Here is a 16,838-nt window from a genome sequence, read left to right on the forward strand (position 1 = left end):
AGGGCGAGGCCGGGGCAGGCGGGATATCGGGAGAGGGGTCAGGGGCGGTGGGCAGCCGGGGCAGGGCGGCGGTTGAGGTCAGCGGGGGCGGCGGCGGTTGGCGAGGGCGGTGAGTACCGCGCCGGCCAGGGCGGTGGCGCCGAGAAGGGAGGGGAGGCCGATTTTGATGGCTTTGCGGCCGGTTCGGAAGTCTCGGATCTCCCAGCCTCGGGTGCGGGCTATGTCGCGTAGGCCGGAGTCGGGGTTGACCGCGATGGCGGTTCCCACCGTGGACAGCATCGGCAGGTCGTTGTGGGAGTCGGAGTAGGCCGTGCAGTTGGCCAGGGTGAGGCCTTCTTGGACTGCCAGGGCTTGGATGGCGTCGGCTTTGGCCTGGCCGTGCATCAGGCCGCCGGTGAGTTTGCCGGTGTAGACGCCGTTCTCGCGTTCGCCGACGGTGCCGAGGGCGCCGGTGAGGCCCAGGCGGCGGGCGATGATCTCGGCGAGTTCCACCGGGGCGGCGGTGACCAGCCAGACTCGTTGGCCCGCGGCCAGGTGCAGTTCGGCCAGGGAGCGGGTGCCGGGCCAGACCCTGGAGGCGATGCGGGCGTCGAAGATCTCCTCGCAGAGGGCGGCCAACTCGTCTGTGCGGCGGCCTGCCACGAAGGAGAGGAGTTGTTCCCGGCTGGATTCGATGCCCTGGTGGTCTTCGCGGCCCAGTACCCGGAACTTGACCTGTTGCCAGGCGAAGCCGACCAGGTCGGCGGTGCGGAAGTACTTGCGTTCCACCAGGCCGCGGGCCAGGTGGAAGATGGACGCTCCCATGATCATGGTGTTGTCCACGTCGAAGAAGGCGGCCGCGGTGGGGTCGGGGGCGGGGGCCCGCTCGACCACCGTCCCGGACACGCTGCCGACATCCCGTTGCACCGACACCTGAACTCCTTTGTCCCCGCGTCCGCTCGCGGCGCCGCGCAGGGATGCGGGCGCCGCGAGGCGTACAGGTTATCCAGCGACCACCGATTCCTTGCTGTCCGCGAACTGCGTGTTGTACAGCTCGGCGTACCGGCCGCCCTTGGCCAGCAGCACCTCGTGCGTGCCCCGCTCCACCACCTCGCCGTTCTCCACCACCAGGATCAGGTTCGCGGCGCGGATGGTGGACAACCGGTGTGCGATGACCAGCGAGGTCCGGCCTGCCAGCGCCTCGACCAGTGCCTCCTGCACCGCGGCTTCCGAACTGGAGTCCAGGTGCGCGGTGGCCTCGTCCAGGATGACCACCCTGGGCTGGGCCAGCAGCAGGCGGGCGATGGTCAGCCGCTGCCGCTCACCGCCGGAGAGGCGGTAGCCGCGCTCCCCCACCACCGTGTCCAGGCCGTCGGGCAGGGAGGCGACCAGGTCCTCCAGCCGGGCGCGGCGCAGCGCGTCCCACAGGTCCGCATCACTCGCCCCGGGCTGGGCCAGGCGCAGGTTGGCGCCGATGCTCTCGTGGAAGAGGTGGCCGTCCTGGGTGACCATGCCGACGGTGTCCCTGATCGCGTCGAAGGACAGGTCGCGCACGTCCACGCCGGCCAGCCGGATGGTGCCGGAGTCCGCGTCGTACAACCGCGGCGTCAGCGAGGCCAGGGTGGACTTGCCTGCACCGGAGGAGCCGACCAGGGCGACCAGCTGACCGGGTTCGGCCCGGAAGGACACCCCGCGCAGCACCTCCTCGCCGCCTCGACTGTCCAAAGTGGCCACTTCCTCCAGCGAGGCCAGCGAGACCTTGTCCGCGGCCGGGTAGCTGAAGCGCACGTTGTCGAACTCCACCGCGACCGGCCCCTCGGGCACCGCGCGGGCATCCGGCTTCTCCTCGATCAGCGGCTTGAGGTCGAGCACCTCGAACACCCGGTCGAAGCTGACCAGCGCGGTCATCATGTCCAGCCGGGCCCCGGCCAGCGCGGTCAGCGGCGAGTACAGCCGGGTGATCAGCAGCGCCAGGGTGACCACGGTGCCGGCCTCGAGCTGGCCGGTGAGCGCGAAGTAGCCGCCAAGGCCGTAGACCAGGGCCAGCGCCAGCGCGGAGACCAGGCCGAGGGCCACCATGAACACCCACTGCTTGACCGCGGTGCGCACGCCGATGTCGCGCACCCGCCTGGCCCGCGAGCCGAACTCGGCCTGCTCGTCGGCCGGCCTGCCGAACAGCTTGATCAGGGTGGCGCCGGGCGCGGAGAAGCGTTCGGTCATCTGGGTGGTCATCGCCGAGTTGAGGTTGGCCGACTCGCGTTCCATCCCGGCCAGCCGCCGCCCGACCCGCCGGGCGGGCAGCACGAAGATCGGCAGCAGGATCAGCGCGAGCACGGTGACCTGCCAGGACAGGCTGAGCATGACCACCACGGCCAGTACCAGCGCGATGATGTTGGTGACCACCCCGGACAGCGTGGAGGAGAAGGCGCGCTGGGCGGCGATCACGTCGTTGTTGAGCCTGCTGACCAGCGCGCCGGTGCGGGTGCGGGTGAAGAAGGCGATCGGCATCCGCTGCACGTGCGCGAACACCGACTCGCGCAGCCGCAGGATCAGGTCCTCGCCGACCCGGGAGGACTGCCAGCGCTCGGCCAGGCTCAGTCCCGCCTCGACCACCGCGATCGCCGCGATCAGCCCGGCCAGCCACAGCACGGTGTCCACCGGCTGCTTGTTGACGATCGCCTCGACCACCCAGCCCGCCAGCACCGGGGTGGCCACCGCCAGCACCGCGGCCAGCGCGCTGAGCACCAGCAGGATGGCCACCGCGCGGTGCTGCGGCTTGGCGAAGCGGCCGATGCGGCGCAGGGTGGCACGGGTGACCGTGCGCCCCGACTTGTCCTGCATCGCGCTCTCCAGCGCCATCCAGGCGTTCATGTCGATGTCCATGGCTCCCCACAGTGTCCGGGCCGGGGCGGTGTGCAGGATGATGGTTCCGCACACCCCCGACAAAATCGGCGTGAATTTCCCGCCGTGGTCCTTGGTGGACCGAAGTCGCTGATGAGGAGAGTGTGGAAGCTCGACTTAACTAGAGGTCAAGCGCTCCGGGACGCCGGGATGGGAGGCTGTGCGCATGGGACTGTTCACCGTGGCGGAGGCCAGGGCCGAGCTGACCGCGCTGCTGCCGGTACTGACCGAGCTGGTGGCGCTGCGCGCCGACGCCGCCGAACTGGCCGTCGCGGTGGCCCCCGGCGGGCAGCCGAGTCCGCTGGGCGGGCTGCCGGAGTTCAAGGCGGCGCAGGCGCGGCTGGACGAGCTGATGACGCAGGTGCAGCAGACCGGGGCCGAGCTGAAGGGCTTCGCGCCGTTGCTGGTGGACTTCCCGGCCGAGCTGGACCGGGTGCCGGTGCTGCTGTGCTGGCTGGAGGGCGACACCGAGCTGCGCTGGTACCACCGGCGCGACCTCGGTTTCGCCGGCAGGCGGCTGTTGCCGGAGTAGGCCCGGCGCCGGTGGGTCGCGGGCCGGTCAGGCGTTGCGGCGGCCGAACAGGGCGGAGCGGCCGTGCTTCTTGTGCACGGCCTGCTTGCTGACGCCCAGCACGGTGGCGATCTCGGTCCAGGTGCAGCCCCGCACCCGGGCCCGGCGGACCAGCACGGCCTCCAGACGTTCGAGTTCGCTGCGTAGTTCCGCGGTGGCGGCGAGTCCCTCGATCGGGTCGTCCACTCCGGTCGCCCTGGTCAACGTCATGAGCCGATCCATCTCCACCTGGTCATCCTAGGTTGACAACTGGCAACGAAGTAGACGCGGAATCAGCGGACGTTCACGGCGTGTGGCAGGATCCCCTATTCGAGTGACACCCGAGGCTCCCGAAATGGCGGAAGAAGGAACCCGGTGACCCCACACACTGCACAGGTCGACGACATCCAGTTGGTCGCGCTACCCACCGCGGTGAACTGCGCCGATCTGTTCGCTCAGTTCACCCTGCGCGAGTGGTCCCTGCGGCCGATGCTCGACGAGGCCTCCACCGCGGCCGGTCAGCTCGTGGCCGCGGTGGTGGAAAGCGCTGATCCGGACCGGCCCGGCCTGCTGACCGTGCGCCTGCGGGTCAGCGGGAACAGCCTGGTGATCGAGGTGGCCGACGGCCGCCCGGCCGAGGCGACCCCGGACATGGAGGGCCCGAACCTGGGCGTGGTGCCCCTGGAGGGCCGAGGGCGGATGCTGTGGTGCACGCTGCCGCTGCCGTCCGGGGTGACCGCGGAGGCGGTGCCACTGCCGCGGCGGGAGCGGCGGCGCTCGCCGGAGGCGGAGCGGCTGGCCAACGACCCGCACGAGGTGGACCCCGAGGTGATGGAGCGGTTGCTGATGGGGCTGGGGCGCGCGAGCGCGCACGGAAGCTGACCATCGCACCGCTGTCCATAGTGGACGGCCCGGGTCGCTGGGACCGACGCGACCCGGACCGTCCGCTGGTGTCACCCGGAAACTACGGGTAGTTCACCAGGTACTGCACGGTCTGCCCCGCGCCAGCGGTGCCGCCCGAGTTGTTGATGATGCGGTTGATCGTGCCCGCGCCGCCGCCAAGGGAGACCGTGACCATGTTGCGGAAGCGGACGTTCGGGTGGTTGGGGACCTCGAAGGCCCGGTCGGCGACCACGCTCCGGTTGACGTTGAAGAAGCAGTAGCTGCCAAGGCCGTAGGCCTCGTGGCTGGTGACGTGGTTGGCGACCTTGTAGGCCGCGTAGCCGCGGGTGGAGCCGTTCATCCAGGACGCCTGGTTGGGTGGGTCGTAGGGCATCTCGTTCTGGTAGAAGAACGTCTTGCCGCCCTGGCCGTTCCAGATGGTCTGGTACTTCTGGTAGTGCTCGACGAACAGGCCGTACATGCTGACGTTGTCGCCGTTGACCACCAGGCCCACATCGGCGGTGTTGGTGTTCCAGCCGATGCCGTCGCCGTGGTCACCGCGCCACAGCCACAGGTGATCGCCGATCACGTTGCGGCTGTTGACCACCAGGCTGGTGGTGGCCTTGCCCGCGACCATGCCGCCGATGCGGATGAACAGGTCGTGCAGTGAGGTGGGGTTGGCGCCGTGGTTGCCCGCCGAGCCCGCCGGGCCGACCTCCATCAGCAGGTTGGAGTTGGTGGTGTTGGCGTCGATGAGCAGGCCGGCGATCTTCACGCCGGGCACGTCGGCCACCGTCATCGCGGTGATCCCGTTGTTGGGCATCAGGGTGGCCAGGCCAAGGCCAAGCACCACGGTGTCCGGCCGGGTGACCCGCAGGGTCTGGTCCAGGCGGTAGATGCCGGGGGTGACGATCAGGTTCTTGCCCTCGGCCAGTGCCTGGTTCATCGCGGCGGCGCTGGTGCCGGGCTTGGCGATGAAGAAGGAGCTGATCGGCAGGGCCTGGCCTGCCGTGCTGCCGCTCTCCCAGGTGGTGCCGCGGGAGTTGTTGCGCAGCGCAGGGACGAAGACCTCATAGCCGCCGGCGGCGTTGACCTGCAGGTACGGCTTCTCCCGGATCTGCGGGGTCTGGTCGACCCTGGTGTAGGGCGGGCTGGGGAAGTTGCCGGCCGGGGCGTTGTTCGCGCCGACGAAGACCATGTTCCAGTTGGACCCGGTCCAGCTGCCCCAGTTGGTGTTGCGGGACAACCACTGCTGCTGGCTGCCCGAGCGGACCTGGCCGTCGATCTTGCTGTCGGCCATGAAACCGCCGCTGGACCAGCCGTTGTCGTCGAGCTGCAGGTTGCCGCGCACGTGCATCCGCCGGTACGGCGCGGCCTGGGAGACCGCCCACCGGTCGGTGCCGCCGGTCGGGGTCACCGACAGGTTCTCCGCGGCCCGCCAGAAGTTGTGCGTGGCGTTGCCCTGGAACCAGTCCGCCTCCACGTGCACCGCGCCGCGGATGTTCACGTCGTCGGGATGCCGTCCCAGGCCGAGGACCTGGGTGTAGTAGCCGACGTTGACGTCGACGTTGTAGGTGCCCGGTTTGAACAGCATGGCGTAGCGGTCCGGGCCGAACTGGGCCCGCTCCTGCCGCTGGAAGATGGTGTTCGCCCGGCTCTGGATGGTGGCCTGCGGCGTGGACTGGTCGAAGACGAAGACGTTCGGGCCGAAGTCCGGGTCACCGGGTCCTGGACCACCGCCGTCGACCGGGACCAGGTTGAAGGACTGGTTGGGCGAACCGGCGAAGCAGGCCCACTGCTGGAACTGCACGCTGTCGGCCTGGGAGCCCTCGGTCAGGTCGAGGCATTTGCCGCTGTTGCGGTTGACCAGCCGGTAGGAGCCGTCGGACTGTTCCACCGGCTGCCACTGCTGATTCCCGCCGCCGCCGTAGGTCCACAGGTGCACCGGGCCGCCGTCGGCGGTAGAGTTCTCCGCCACGTCGATCACCTGGGCGGCGTCGATCCGGCTGTTGAGCCGGAAGAAACCGCCGCCGCTCTCCTGGAACTGCCACTGCTGGGCGGTGCTGTCGTTGCAGGTGTACTGCTGCACGGCGGTGCCGTTGCCGGCGACCGCGCCCCGGGCGTCCACGCACTTCCCGCTGGTCTTGCTCACCACCTTGTACCAGCCGTCAGGGGTGACGGCCGCCTGGGCGGCCGGTGCGGACACCAGGGTCAGCGAACTCGCGGCGACCACCGCGGCTGTCGCCGCCGTCGCCATCCGTCTCCACGTCACAGGGCGCTCCTCTGCCACGATGCAGGGACGCGGCACCGGGGGCCGGGAAGCGGTTTCCCAGGTGTCGCGCAGGGGGTGGCGGCGGCGAATTTGTTGGCGGCCCGAACGTAATGACGGTCACAGTGGCAAGTCAATACATGGCTAAAAATAAGTCTTGAACAGAGCCGGTTCAGCGGATCAGCCGCGCACGGCGGAAGATTCATCCCATGACTTTGTCCCCCAAGGCGCGCGCACTGCTGGACGGCGCCAACTACCTGACCGTCGCCACCGTCAACCCGGACGGCGCCCCGCAGAGCACCGTGGTGTGGGGTCGCCTGGACGGCGAGGACCTGGTCTTCTCCACCCTCAAGGGCCGCCGCAAGCACCTCAACCTGGTGCGCGACCCCCGGGTCAGCGTGCTGGTGTTCGACCCGGCGAACCCGTTCAGCACGGCCGAACTGCGTGGCGAGGTGACCATCGAGGACGACCCCGCGGGCGCGCTGATCGAGGAGCTGTCGCAGCGCTACACCGGCCAGGGGTGGACCGAGAAGACGCCCGGTGCGGAGCGGGTCATCGTCCGCGTGCGCGCCAAGAAGGTCGTCGAGCACTGAGCTGACCTGCACAAACCCGCTAATATCGCTGATAACACCCAGGGGCTAGCGTCGCTAACGCCTGGGTGTTATCGTTGCTCACGCAGACAGCGGAACAGCGATAACAAGGAGCGGGTCATGAGCAAGGTCATCGTGGTCACCGGGGCTTCCAGCGGCATCGGGGCACTCAGCGCGCGGGCACTGAGCCGCGCCGGACACACCGTCTACGCCGGGATGCGGCAGACCCAGGGCCGCAACGCGCCGCGGGTCGCCGAACTCCGGGAGTTCGCCACCGCCAACAAGGTCAGGCTGCACTCGGTGGAGCTGGACGTGCTGGATCAGGACTCGGTGGACGCCGCGATCGCGCGGATCGTGGCCGAGCAGGGCCGCCTGGACGTGGTGCTGCACAACGCGGGCCACCTGGTGGTCGGGCCGACCGAGGCGTTCAGCCCGGAGGAGCTGGCCGCGGTCTACAACACCAACGTGCTTGGCGCGCAGCGGGTCAACCGGGCCGCGCTCCCCCACCTGCGCGCCCAGGGCCAGGGCCTGCTGCTGTGGACCTCCAGCAGCAGCGTGCGCGGCGGCACCCCGCCGTTCCTGACCGGCTACTTCGCCGCCAAGGCCGCGCTGGACTCCCTCGCGGTCGGCTACGCCGCCGAGGTCTCCCGCTTCGGCATCGAGACCGCGATCATCGTGCCGGGCGCGTTCACCAACGGCACCAACCACTTCCCCAACGCCGGACACCCCGCCGACACCGACCGGGTCGATGCCTACGAGGAGAAGTACGGGCAGCTGCAGCGGGAGATCCCGGACCGGCTCGGCGCGCTCATCCCCCCGGAGGCCGACGTGGCGCTGGTGGCCGAGGCGATCGTGGACGTGGTGGACCGCCCGCACGGCACCCGCCCGTTCCGCACCCACATCGACCCATCCGACGACGGCTCCGAGGTGGTCAGCGCGGTCGCGGACAAGATCCGCGGCGACTTCTACCGCCGGATCGAGCTGACCGAACTGCTGCACCCGGCGCACTGAGGTCCAGGTGACGGCTCGGGTAGCCCGAAGTCGTTGCGGGACTGGGCATCGCGCGAGCAGGATGGCCAGTGCCTTGAGCAGGTTCAGGTCGACGACGCAGAGTTCGCGCCGCAGCACCTGGGGCGCGTCGAGGAGGTCCGATGTCCGAGCAAGCCGATCCGGCCGGGATCCGGCCCAGTAGAAGGACAGTGCTGAAGGCCGGGGGCACCACCGCAGGGGTGCTCGCCGCGGGCGGCCTGCCCGCGGTCGCCGCACCCGCCGCCGCCGAGTCCACAGTGGACAGTATCGAGCCCGGGTCCACTGTGGACATCACACTCACCGTCAACGGGCAGCGGCACCGGGTCGCGGTCGAGCCCAGGGTCACCCTGCTGGACGCGTTGCGGGAGCGCTTGGGGCTGACCGGGACCAAGAAGGGTTGCGACCGCGGGGAATGCGGGGCCTGCACGGTGCTGGCCGACGGGCAGCGGATCAAGTCCTGCCTGACCCTGGCGGTGATGCGGCAGGGTCAGCGGATCAGCACCGTGGAGGGCCTGGCCGCCGACGGCGAACTGCACCCGGTGCAGGCGGCGTTCATCCGCCGGGACGCCTTCCAGTGCGGGTTCTGCACACCGGGCCAGCTGATGTCCGCGGTGGCCGCGATCGAGGAGGGGCACACCGGGTCGGATGCGGAGATCCGGGAGTGGATGAGCGGGAACCTGTGCCGGTGCAGCTGTTATCCCAACATCGTGGCCGCGGTGCGCGATGCCGCGCGGGAGGTGCGGGGATGAGGCCCTTCGGTTACCTGCGCCCGCGGGCGAGCGCGGAGGCGGTGCGGGCGGGGTCCGCGCCGGGTGCGGCCTACCTGGCCGGTGGCACCGAACTGCTGAACCTGATGAAGGACGGCGTGCAGGCGCACGACCGGGTCATCGACATCAACGCGTTGCCGCTCAAGGAGATCGAGGTGTCGGCCGGGCGGATCCGGATCGGCGCGCTGGCCCGGATGGCCGAGGTGGCCGCGCATCCGGCGGTGCGCACCCAGGTCCCGGTGCTGTCCTCGGCGCTGCTGAACTCGGCCTCGCCGCAGGTGCGCAACATGGCCGCGATCGGCGGGAACCTGTTGCAGCGCAACCGGTGTGGCTACTTCCGGGACAGCGGCTTCCCGTGCAACAAGCGGCAGCCCGGCAGTGGCTGCCCGGCGCGGCAGGGCCACAACCGGATGCACGCGCTGTTCGGGGCCAGCGAGCACTGCGTGGCCGTGCACGCCTCCGACCTCGCGGTCGCCTTGCAGGCCCTGGAGGCGACCGTGCTGACCCTGGGCGCCGAGGGCGCGCGGCGGATCCCGTTCGCCGAGTTCTACCGGCTGCCAGGGGACACCCCGCAGCTGGAGACCGGGTTGCGCCCCGGTGAGTTGATCACCGCGGTGGAGGTGCCGACCGGGCCGCTGACCGCCAGGTCGCGCTACCTGAAGTTGCGGGACCGGGAGAGTTTCGAGTTCGCCGTGGTGTCGGTGGCCGCCTGCCTCACCCAGCGCGGCGGCCGGGTGCAGGAGGTCCGGCTGGCCTTCGGCGGGGTCGCGCCCCGGCCCTGGCGCACCCCCGAGGCCGAGGCCGCCCTGCGCGGCAGGCCCCTGGACGTCGCGAGTCTGGCCGCGGCCGCCGAGGCCGCGGTCCGCGGCGCGCGACCACTGGCGCACAACGGTTTCAAGGTGGAGCTGATGCGCAGGGCACTCACCGGCGTGCTCACCGAACTCGGGAGGCAGCGATGACCGGCGGACTGATCGGGCGCCCGGTGGACCGGGTGGACGGCCACGCCAAGGTCACCGGCGCCGCCACCTACGCCGCCGACCAGCGGATTCCCGGGCTGCTGCACGGATTCCTGGTGCTCAGCACCATCGCCAGGGGGCGGATCACCGGTATCGACGTGACCGCGGCCGAACGCGCGCCCGGTGTGCGGCGGGTGTTCACCCACCACACCATGCCGCGGCTGACCCTGCCGGTCGGCCCGTACCGCAAGAGCTACCTCCCGGTGCAGGAGGACCGGATCCACCACAACGGCCAGCCGATCGCGCTGGTCGTGGCCGACACCCTGGAACAGGCCCAGCATGCCGCCACCCTGGTGACCGCCAGCTATCAGACCGAGAAGCACCGGTCCGCGTTGCACGAGGCCGAGGGCGAGGAGTTCGTGCCGCCGGTGCAGAGCGGCACGCCCAACGAGACGATCCGCGGCAACCCCGCCGCCGGACTCGCCGATGCGGATATCCGCATCGAGGGCATATACAGTTCGCCGATACATCTGCACAACCCGATGGAGCCGTCCGCGACCATCGCGCACTGGACGGGTCAGCAGGTCACCGTGTACGAGTCGACCCAGTCGGTGACCTTCGCCCGCAGCGCGGTCTCCCAGGCGTTGCGGGTGCCGCTGGCCGACGTCAAGGTGGTCTCGCCCTACCTCGGCGGCGGGTTCGGCGCCAAGGGCCCCACCTGGCCGCACACCCTGCTCACCGCCGCCGCGGCCAGGGAACTGGACCGGCCGGTGAAGCTGGTGCTGTCCAGGGCCCAGCTCTACACCGCGCACGGCCACCGCAGCGAACTGAGCCAGCGGATCACCCTGGGCGCGAAACGGGACGGGCGGCTGACCGCGCTGGTGCACGTCTCCACCCAGCAGGTCTCGGCCACCGAGGACCGGGTGTTCAACAGCAGCCACTCCTCCCGGCTGCTCTACGCCGTGCCCAACCTGCACGTGCGGCAACAGGCCGTGCGGCTGGACCTGCAGAACGGCGCGTTCATCCGCTCCCCCGAACTCGCCGCCCACCACGGCCTGGAAACCGCACTGGACGAGCTGAGCCACCAGCTCGGTATCGACCCGGTGGAACTGCGGCTGCGCAACTACGCCGCGACCAACCCGGAGACCGGGGCGCGCTGGGGCAGCAAGCACCTGGACGAGTGCTACCGGATCGGCGCGCGGGCTTTCGGTTGGGGCAGAAGGGATCCGCGGGTCGGGTCGATGCGGGACGGGGACATCCGGATCGGCTGGGGCATGGCCACCGAGGCGCACACCTGCGGCGCGATGCCCTCCGGCGCGCACCTGAGCCTGGGCGTGGACGGCAGGGCAACGCTGAGCACCGGGGCGCAGGACATCGGCACCGGCACGTACACCGTGCTGACCCAGGTGGCCGCGCAGGTGCTGGGCCTGCCGCTGACCGAGGTGACCACCCGGCTCGGCCACACCGACTACCCGGTGGCCATGGGTTCCTTCGGTTCCGGCACGGTGAACAGCGTGACCGGCGCGGTCAACCAGGCCGCCACCGCGGTGCGCGCCGAGGTGATCCGGCTGGCCGTGGCCGATCCACGGTCACCGCTGCATGGCATACCGGCCGAGGACATAGTCAGCGAACACGGGTATCTGTTCGCGCCGGACCGCCGTCGCCGGGACAGTTACCGCGATGTCCTCGCCCGGCACGGGAAACCGGTGGAGTCGACCGGCGCCAGCGCGAACACGCCGAACTACACCACCGGCGCGGTGTTCGTGGAGGTCAGGGTGGATCCGCGCTACGGCAAGGTGACGGTGAGCCGGGTGGTCGGCGCCTACGACCCCGGCCGGGTGCTCAACCGGCGCACCGCGCACAGCCAGGCCATCGGCGGCGCGATCTGGGGCATCGGGTTCGCGTTGATGGAACACGCGGTGGTGGACCCGGCGCACGCCCGGATCGTCAACGCCACGCTGTCCACCTACCTGATGCCGGTGAACGCGGACGTGCCGGAGATCGAGACGCACTTCGTGGACAAGCCGGACCCCAGCAGCGCGGCGCTGGGTGCCAGGGGCTTCGGCGAGACACCGATGACCGGGGTGCCCGCGGCGATCGGCAACGCGGTCTTCCACGCCACCGGCCGCCGGATCCGGGACCTGCCGATCACCCAGGACAAGTTGTTGTAGGGCAAGTCTTCTGCCGGACCGGGCGGTCAGCCGGTCAGCCAGCCGCTGTCGGTGGCGATGCGGATCGCCTCGACCTTGTTGCGCGCACCGAGTTTGTGCAGCACCCGGGTCATGTGGTTCTGCACGGTGCCGGCCACCAGGCCGAGCCGACGGCTGACCTCCTTGGCGCTGTCCCCGTCGGCCATCAACCGCAGCACCAGGGTCTCCCTTGGCGTCAACGGGTTCTGGCCGCGGCGCAGCGCGGTGCTGAGCAGTCCCGGCGGGAAGACGGACTCTCCCGCGTGCACCCGGCGGATCGCGTCCAGCAGCCGGTCCATGGAGACGCCCTTGGGCAGGAACCCGGCCACGCCAGCGGCCAGGGCCTGGTGCACGACGCCGGGGCGGTCGAGCACGCTGAGCATGAGGATCCGGGTGGCCGGGGCGGTGGTGCGCAGATCGGCGGCCACGGTGAGGCCGTCCCGGCCGGGGAGTTCGACGTCGAGCAGCAACACCTCGGGCGGGGCGTGCTGGACGAGGGCGGCGACGTGGTCACCGCGGGCGAGGGCGGCGGTGACCTGGATGTCGGGGACGGAGTTGAGCACGGCCACCAGGGCTTCGCGGAGGACGGTCATGTCCTCGATGACGGCGACGCGGATCATCGGGGGACCTCGCTCGCGGTGGGGGCGGTCGGGGAGGTGGGTGGGGTGGTGGGGATCTCGACGGTCAGGCGGTAGCAGGTTCGGTCGACCCGGCTCGCGTGCAGGCGGCCGCCCAGGGTGGCGAGACGGGCGGCGAGGCCGGATTGGCCGCTGCCGGGCGGGATGGCGGCGGCAGTGGTGGGGTGGGCGCCGTCGTTGTGCACGGTCAGGCGGTACCAGCCCTCGTTGTCCTCGGTGGTCAGGGTGACCTGGCGGGCCGCGCTGTGTTTGAGGACGTTGGTCATCGCCTCGCGGACCACCCAGCTCGCCGTCTCGGCCGCGTGCGCGGGGACCACCGCGCCGAAGCGGAGCTGGTATCTGATGCCGGCCGCGGTGAGCAGGGCGACGGCGCTTCTGAGTTCCTCGCCGAACTCGGGTTGCCAGTCGCCGTTGGCCACCCGGCGGACGGTGCCCATGGTGCTTTCGGTGATCCGTTGGATGGCGGCCAGGTGTTCGGCAGCGGCGGCCGGGTCCTCGCGGGTGAGGCGGGCGGCCAGGTCGGCGCGCAGGCCGATCGCGGTGATCTCCTGGCCGAGGGTGTCGTGCAGGTCGCGGGAGACCCTGGTGCGTTCCCTGGCCACGGCCAGGTCGGCGAGGCTGGCTCTGGTCCGGCTCAGCTCCAGGGCCAGTTCGGCCACCCGGACCGTGGCGTAGACGGCCAGGCCGGCGATCAGCAGGTGTCCGATCCGGGAGAACACCGGCACCAGGGATTCCGGGCGCAGCGCCAGTACGAGCACCTCGACGGCCAGCACCGCGAGGAAACCCCGGGCGGCCCAGGGGTCGGGCAGCAGGACCAGCAGGGTGCAGGCGGTGAAGACCGGGGCGAAGGTGGTGGGGCCGAGCACGAACAGCGCGGTGATCGCGAGCAGGACCTGGGGCAGCAGTACCGCGACGCGCTGCCGGGGGGTTGGCAGGCCGCGGCGTAACCGGATCGAGGCCGCGATGGTCAACAGCACCGCGCTGACCGCAAGGAACGGCGCCGACCACCAGATCGACGGGCCGCGGTCCGGGACGCCAAGGTGCGACAGCCAGGGCACCGCCAGGCAGACCGGCAGCACCGCTACCGCGACGCCGGTCAGCGGCAGTCGTCGTTCCACGAACGGCATTGGCGAACCTCCCCGGCACAAAAAATAGTCGCAGTCGGGACTTCGTGCGCGGCGAATAGTGATGACATCCACCGGAAATGAGACCTTGCTCATGAAGCATGACTTTCTCATGGTGGATTTGTTCGATTTTCCACGCTGCCATTTCACCGGGAACCCGGGCAGGCTGGGGAACCCTCGGGGGGCGAGGACGGCTCCCGTGGGTCCATGCCCCGACCTCGGATCCGCGGGAGCCACTAGGCTCAGGTGGTGAGACGGAAAACTCCCGCCCCGTTGCCGCAGCGCTTCGGGCTAGACCCGGCCCGGATGCGGCTGCCGGAGACCGGGAGCTGGCCCACTGTGCGCGCGCACCTGGCCGACCGGTTGCCGCTGGTCACCCCGGCTGTGCTGGACGCGATGTTCACCGAGCGGCGGATCGCTGACCTGCGTGGTCCGCTCGAACTGGACGCGCCGTACGTGCCGGGCGCGGTGGTGTGGTTTCACCGGGAGTTGCCGATCGAGGTGCCGGTGCCGTTCCCGATCGGGGTCGTCCACCGCGACGATCACCTCCTCGTGGTGGACAAACCGCATTTCCTGGCCACGATTCCGCGTGGGAAACACATCCAGGAAACCGCGCTGGTGAAGTTGCGCCGTCAGTACGATCTGCCCGATTTGAGTGCCGCGCACCGATTGGACCGGGTCACCGCGGGACTGATGATGTTCGTGATCAATCGGGCCGATCGCGGGGCCTATCAAACGTTGTTCCGGGACCGGCTGGTGCACAAGGAATACGAGGCGGTGGCGCCGGTGAATCCGGGGCTGGTGCTGCCGACCACGGTGCGCAGCCGGATCCTCAAGGAACGCGGCGTGATCACCGCGCAGGAGGTGGACGGGCCGCCGAACGCCGAGACCGAGGTGGAACTCCTCGAACAGCGGGACGGGCTCGGGCGGTACCGGCTGCGGCCCAAGACCGGGCGCACCCACCAGCTCCGGCTGCACCTGACCCGGCTGGGCATCCCGATCCTGGGCGACGACTTCTACCCCGTGCTCACCGAACGACCCCTGGACGACTTCACCCGGCCACTGCAGCTGCTGGCCAGGACGCTGGGCTTCACCGACCCGATCACCGGACAGGAGCACCGGTTCAGCAGCAGGCTGACGCTGGCCGCGTGGACCGACTACCCGTCCTGGGCCAGCGATGCCAGCCGGCGGTCCAGGTAGCGGCGTTCCGCCTCGGCGGTGACCAGCTTGAGCGCCGCCCGGTACGCCTGCGCCGCCTCGGCGTCGCGGCCAAGGCGGCGGAGCAGGTCGGCGCGGGTGGCCGGGAGCAGGTGATAGCCGTCCAGCTGACCTGACTCCTCCAGTGCGCGCACCAGTTCCAGCCCGGCGGCCGGGCCCTCGGCCATCGCGATGGCCACCGCCTGGTTGAGCCGCACCACCGGGGAGGGCATCCGGCCGGCCAGTTCGCCGTAGAGACCGGCGATCTGCGGCCAGTCGGTGTCCTCGGCCAGTTTGGCGTTGGCGTGGCAGGCCGCGATGGCCGCCTGGAGCTGGTAGACGCCGGGACGGCCCTGGCGCAGCGCCGATTCCAGCAGCGCGGTGCCCTCGGCGATCTCGTCCTGGTCCCAGCGGTTCCGGTCCTGGTGTTCCAGGGTGACCAGGTCGCCGTGTTCGTCCAGGCGGGCCGCGCGGCGGGCGTCCTGCAACAGCAACAGGGCGAGCAGGCCGTGCGTCTCGGGCTCGTCCGGCATCAGTCCACAAAGGACTCTGGCCAGCCGGATGGCCTCACCGCTGAGGCCGCCGCGCAGCAGGTCCTCGCCAGCGGTGGCCGAGTAGCCCTCGTTGAACAGCAGGTAGAGCACGCCGAGCACGGCGGTCGTCCGCTCCGGCAGCAGGTGCGCCGGCGGCACCCGGTACGGGATGCCGGCGTTGCGGATCTTGCGTTTGGCCCGCACCAGGCGTTGCGCCATGGTGGGTTCGGGCACCAGGAAGGCGCGCGCGATCTCCGGGGTGGTCAGGCCGCACAGGGTGCGCAGGGTCAGCGCGACCCGGCCCTCCAGCGGGAGCGCGGGGTGGCAGCAGGTGAAGATCAGGCGGAGCTGGTCGTCGCGCACGCCGCTGTCGTCGTCGGACTCCGGTTCAGGGCCGGGGTCGGCTGGCGGGGTGGTGGCGAGTTCGCGGAGTTTGGCGTTGCCGACCGCCTCCCGGCGCAGCCGGTCCAGCGCCCGGTTGCGGCCGGCGGTGGTCAGCCAGGCGCCCGGCCGCCGGGGCACGCCGTCCCTCGGCCAGGTCTCCAGGGCCAGCGCGAAGGCCTCCTGGGCGCATTCCTCGGCCAGGTCCCAGTCGCCGGTGACCCGGATCAGGGTGGCCACCACCTGGCCCCATTCGGTGCGGAAGGCCTCGGCGACCGCCGACTGGACCGTCATGGCCTCACGGTAGCCCGGGGGGCCGACAGCCACCTTCGGCACGCAGGTCGCCGAGCAGGGTGCGCATCATGACGTCGAGCTGTCCGCGTTGTTCGGGGCAGATGTTCGCGGTGAGCCGGTGCAGGTTGGCGATGTGCGCGGAGAACGCCTCGTCGATGACCTCGCGGCCGCACGGGGTGAGCGCGATGAGGAAGCTGCGCCGGTCCGCCGGGTCCAGGCGCCGCTCCACGTACCCGGCGGCCTCCAGGCGGTCCACCCGGTTGGTCATGCCCGCACGGGAGAGCATCAGCAGCCCGGCCAGTTCGGAGGGGGTCAGCGTGAACGGCGGTCCGGAGCGGCGCAGCGAGGTGAGCACATCGAACTCGCCGCGGCGCAGCCCGTGTTCCACGAACACCCGCTCCACCGCGGCCGACATCAACTGGGTGACCTGCAACATCCGGATGAACGGACCCAGCGAGGACACCTCGAGGTCCGGCCGCTCCTGCCGCCAGGCCGCCAGGATCCCGTCCGCGTCGGCCAGCCCGTCGATACCCATAAGGGCACTCTAGTTTGCCGCGAG

At 70.7% G+C, this 16,838-nt stretch carries 16 protein-coding genes; 8 read left to right on the forward strand and 8 right to left on the reverse strand.

Annotated elements, in window-relative coordinates:
- Positions 1-78: 78 nt before the first annotated feature.
- Positions 79-912 (reverse strand): HAD family hydrolase, encoded by an 834-nt coding sequence (locus HNR67_RS36520; RefSeq protein WP_407645160.1) that lies wholly within the window; start codon positions 910-912, stop codon positions 79-81.
- A gap of 69 nt (positions 913-981) precedes the next feature.
- The gene (locus HNR67_RS36525; protein WP_185007502.1) at positions 982-2,862 is read right to left on the reverse strand and encodes an ABC transporter ATP-binding protein; all 1,881 of its coding nucleotides are present in this window, start codon (positions 2,860-2,862) and stop codon (positions 982-984) included.
- A gap of 184 nt (positions 2,863-3,046) precedes the next feature.
- Here HNR67_RS36525 and HNR67_RS36530 point away from each other — a divergent pair, with 184 nt between their 5' ends.
- Positions 3,047-3,412, forward strand: coding sequence for a DUF2203 domain-containing protein (locus HNR67_RS36530; protein ID WP_185007505.1), 366 nt, complete (start codon positions 3,047-3,049; stop codon positions 3,410-3,412).
- Between the two features lie 27 nt (positions 3,413-3,439).
- On the opposite strand, the gene HNR67_RS36535 is transcribed toward HNR67_RS36530, so the two are convergent.
- On the reverse strand, positions 3,440-3,661 hold the full coding sequence (locus HNR67_RS36535) for a hypothetical protein (RefSeq protein WP_246492674.1): 222 nt from the start codon (positions 3,659-3,661) through the stop codon (positions 3,440-3,442).
- A 144-nt stretch (positions 3,662-3,805) separates the two neighbouring features.
- On the opposite strand from HNR67_RS36535, the gene HNR67_RS36540 reads away from it, so the two are divergent.
- Positions 3,806-4,312, forward strand: coding sequence for an ATP-binding protein (locus tag HNR67_RS36540; protein ID WP_185007509.1), 507 nt, complete (start codon positions 3,806-3,808; stop codon positions 4,310-4,312).
- A gap of 82 nt (positions 4,313-4,394) precedes the next feature.
- On the opposite strand, the gene HNR67_RS36545 is transcribed toward HNR67_RS36540, so the two are convergent.
- Positions 4,395-6,584: an RICIN domain-containing protein gene (locus HNR67_RS36545; protein WP_425554145.1), complete on the reverse strand. Its 2,190-nt coding sequence runs from the start codon at positions 6,582-6,584 to the stop codon at positions 4,395-4,397.
- A gap of 206 nt (positions 6,585-6,790) precedes the next feature.
- Between HNR67_RS36545 and HNR67_RS36550 the strand changes: the two genes are divergently transcribed.
- The 5 genes from HNR67_RS36550 to HNR67_RS36570 all read left to right on the forward strand — a co-directional run bounded on the left by HNR67_RS36550 (position 6,791) and on the right by HNR67_RS36570 (position 12,094).
- Positions 6,791-7,174: a PPOX class F420-dependent oxidoreductase gene (locus tag HNR67_RS36550; RefSeq protein ID WP_185007511.1), complete on the forward strand. Its 384-nt coding sequence runs from the start codon at positions 6,791-6,793 to the stop codon at positions 7,172-7,174.
- Between the two features lie 117 nt (positions 7,175-7,291).
- Positions 7,292-8,182 carry an SDR family oxidoreductase gene (locus HNR67_RS36555; RefSeq protein WP_185007513.1) on the forward strand — a complete coding sequence of 297 codons (891 nt, stop codon included), beginning with the start codon at positions 7,292-7,294 and terminating at the stop codon, positions 8,180-8,182.
- Between the two features lie 140 nt (positions 8,183-8,322).
- Positions 8,323-8,949: a (2Fe-2S)-binding protein gene (locus HNR67_RS36560; protein WP_185007515.1), complete on the forward strand. Its 627-nt coding sequence runs from the start codon at positions 8,323-8,325 to the stop codon at positions 8,947-8,949.
- Positions 8,946-9,926 carry an FAD binding domain-containing protein gene (locus HNR67_RS36565; protein ID WP_185007517.1) on the forward strand — a complete coding sequence of 327 codons (981 nt, stop codon included), beginning with the start codon at positions 8,946-8,948 and terminating at the stop codon, positions 9,924-9,926. The genes HNR67_RS36560 and HNR67_RS36565 overlap by 4 nt, the downstream gene beginning before the upstream one ends.
- Positions 9,923-12,094 carry a xanthine dehydrogenase family protein molybdopterin-binding subunit gene (locus tag HNR67_RS36570; protein WP_185007519.1) on the forward strand — a complete coding sequence of 724 codons (2,172 nt, stop codon included), beginning with the start codon at positions 9,923-9,925 and terminating at the stop codon, positions 12,092-12,094. The genes HNR67_RS36565 and HNR67_RS36570 overlap by 4 nt, the downstream gene beginning before the upstream one ends.
- A gap of 26 nt (positions 12,095-12,120) precedes the next feature.
- On the opposite strand, the gene HNR67_RS36575 is transcribed toward HNR67_RS36570, so the two are convergent.
- On the reverse strand, positions 12,121-12,732 hold the full coding sequence (locus HNR67_RS36575; protein WP_185007521.1) for a response regulator: 612 nt from the start codon (positions 12,730-12,732) through the stop codon (positions 12,121-12,123).
- Positions 12,729-13,877 carry a sensor histidine kinase gene (locus tag HNR67_RS36580; RefSeq protein ID WP_185007523.1) on the reverse strand — a complete coding sequence of 383 codons (1,149 nt, stop codon included), beginning with the start codon at positions 13,875-13,877 and terminating at the stop codon, positions 12,729-12,731. Before HNR67_RS36580 ends, HNR67_RS36575 begins: the two co-directional genes overlap by 4 nt.
- A gap of 246 nt (positions 13,878-14,123) precedes the next feature.
- On the opposite strand from HNR67_RS36580, the gene HNR67_RS36585 reads away from it, so the two are divergent.
- Entirely contained in the window at positions 14,124-15,074 is a 951-nt protein-coding gene (locus HNR67_RS36585; RefSeq protein WP_185007525.1) for an RluA family pseudouridine synthase, read from the forward strand.
- On the opposite strand, the gene HNR67_RS36590 is transcribed toward HNR67_RS36585, so the two are convergent.
- Together HNR67_RS36590 and HNR67_RS36595 are read right to left on the reverse strand one after the other, a co-directional pair.
- Complete coding sequence (locus tag HNR67_RS36590; RefSeq protein ID WP_185007527.1) at positions 15,032-16,279, reverse strand: RNA polymerase sigma factor; 1,248 nt, start codon at positions 16,277-16,279, stop codon at positions 15,032-15,034. The genes HNR67_RS36585 and HNR67_RS36590 overlap by 43 nt on opposite strands.
- Positions 16,280-16,283: 4 nt before the next feature.
- Positions 16,284-16,814, reverse strand: a complete 531-nt coding sequence (locus HNR67_RS36595; RefSeq protein ID WP_185007529.1) for a MarR family winged helix-turn-helix transcriptional regulator — start codon at positions 16,812-16,814, stop codon at positions 16,284-16,286.
- Positions 16,815-16,838: the final 24 nt, after the last annotated feature.

It is taken from the genome of Crossiella cryophila, from assembly GCF_014204915.1.
GTDB classification, from domain to species: domain Bacteria; phylum Actinomycetota; class Actinomycetes; order Mycobacteriales; family Pseudonocardiaceae; genus Crossiella; species Crossiella cryophila.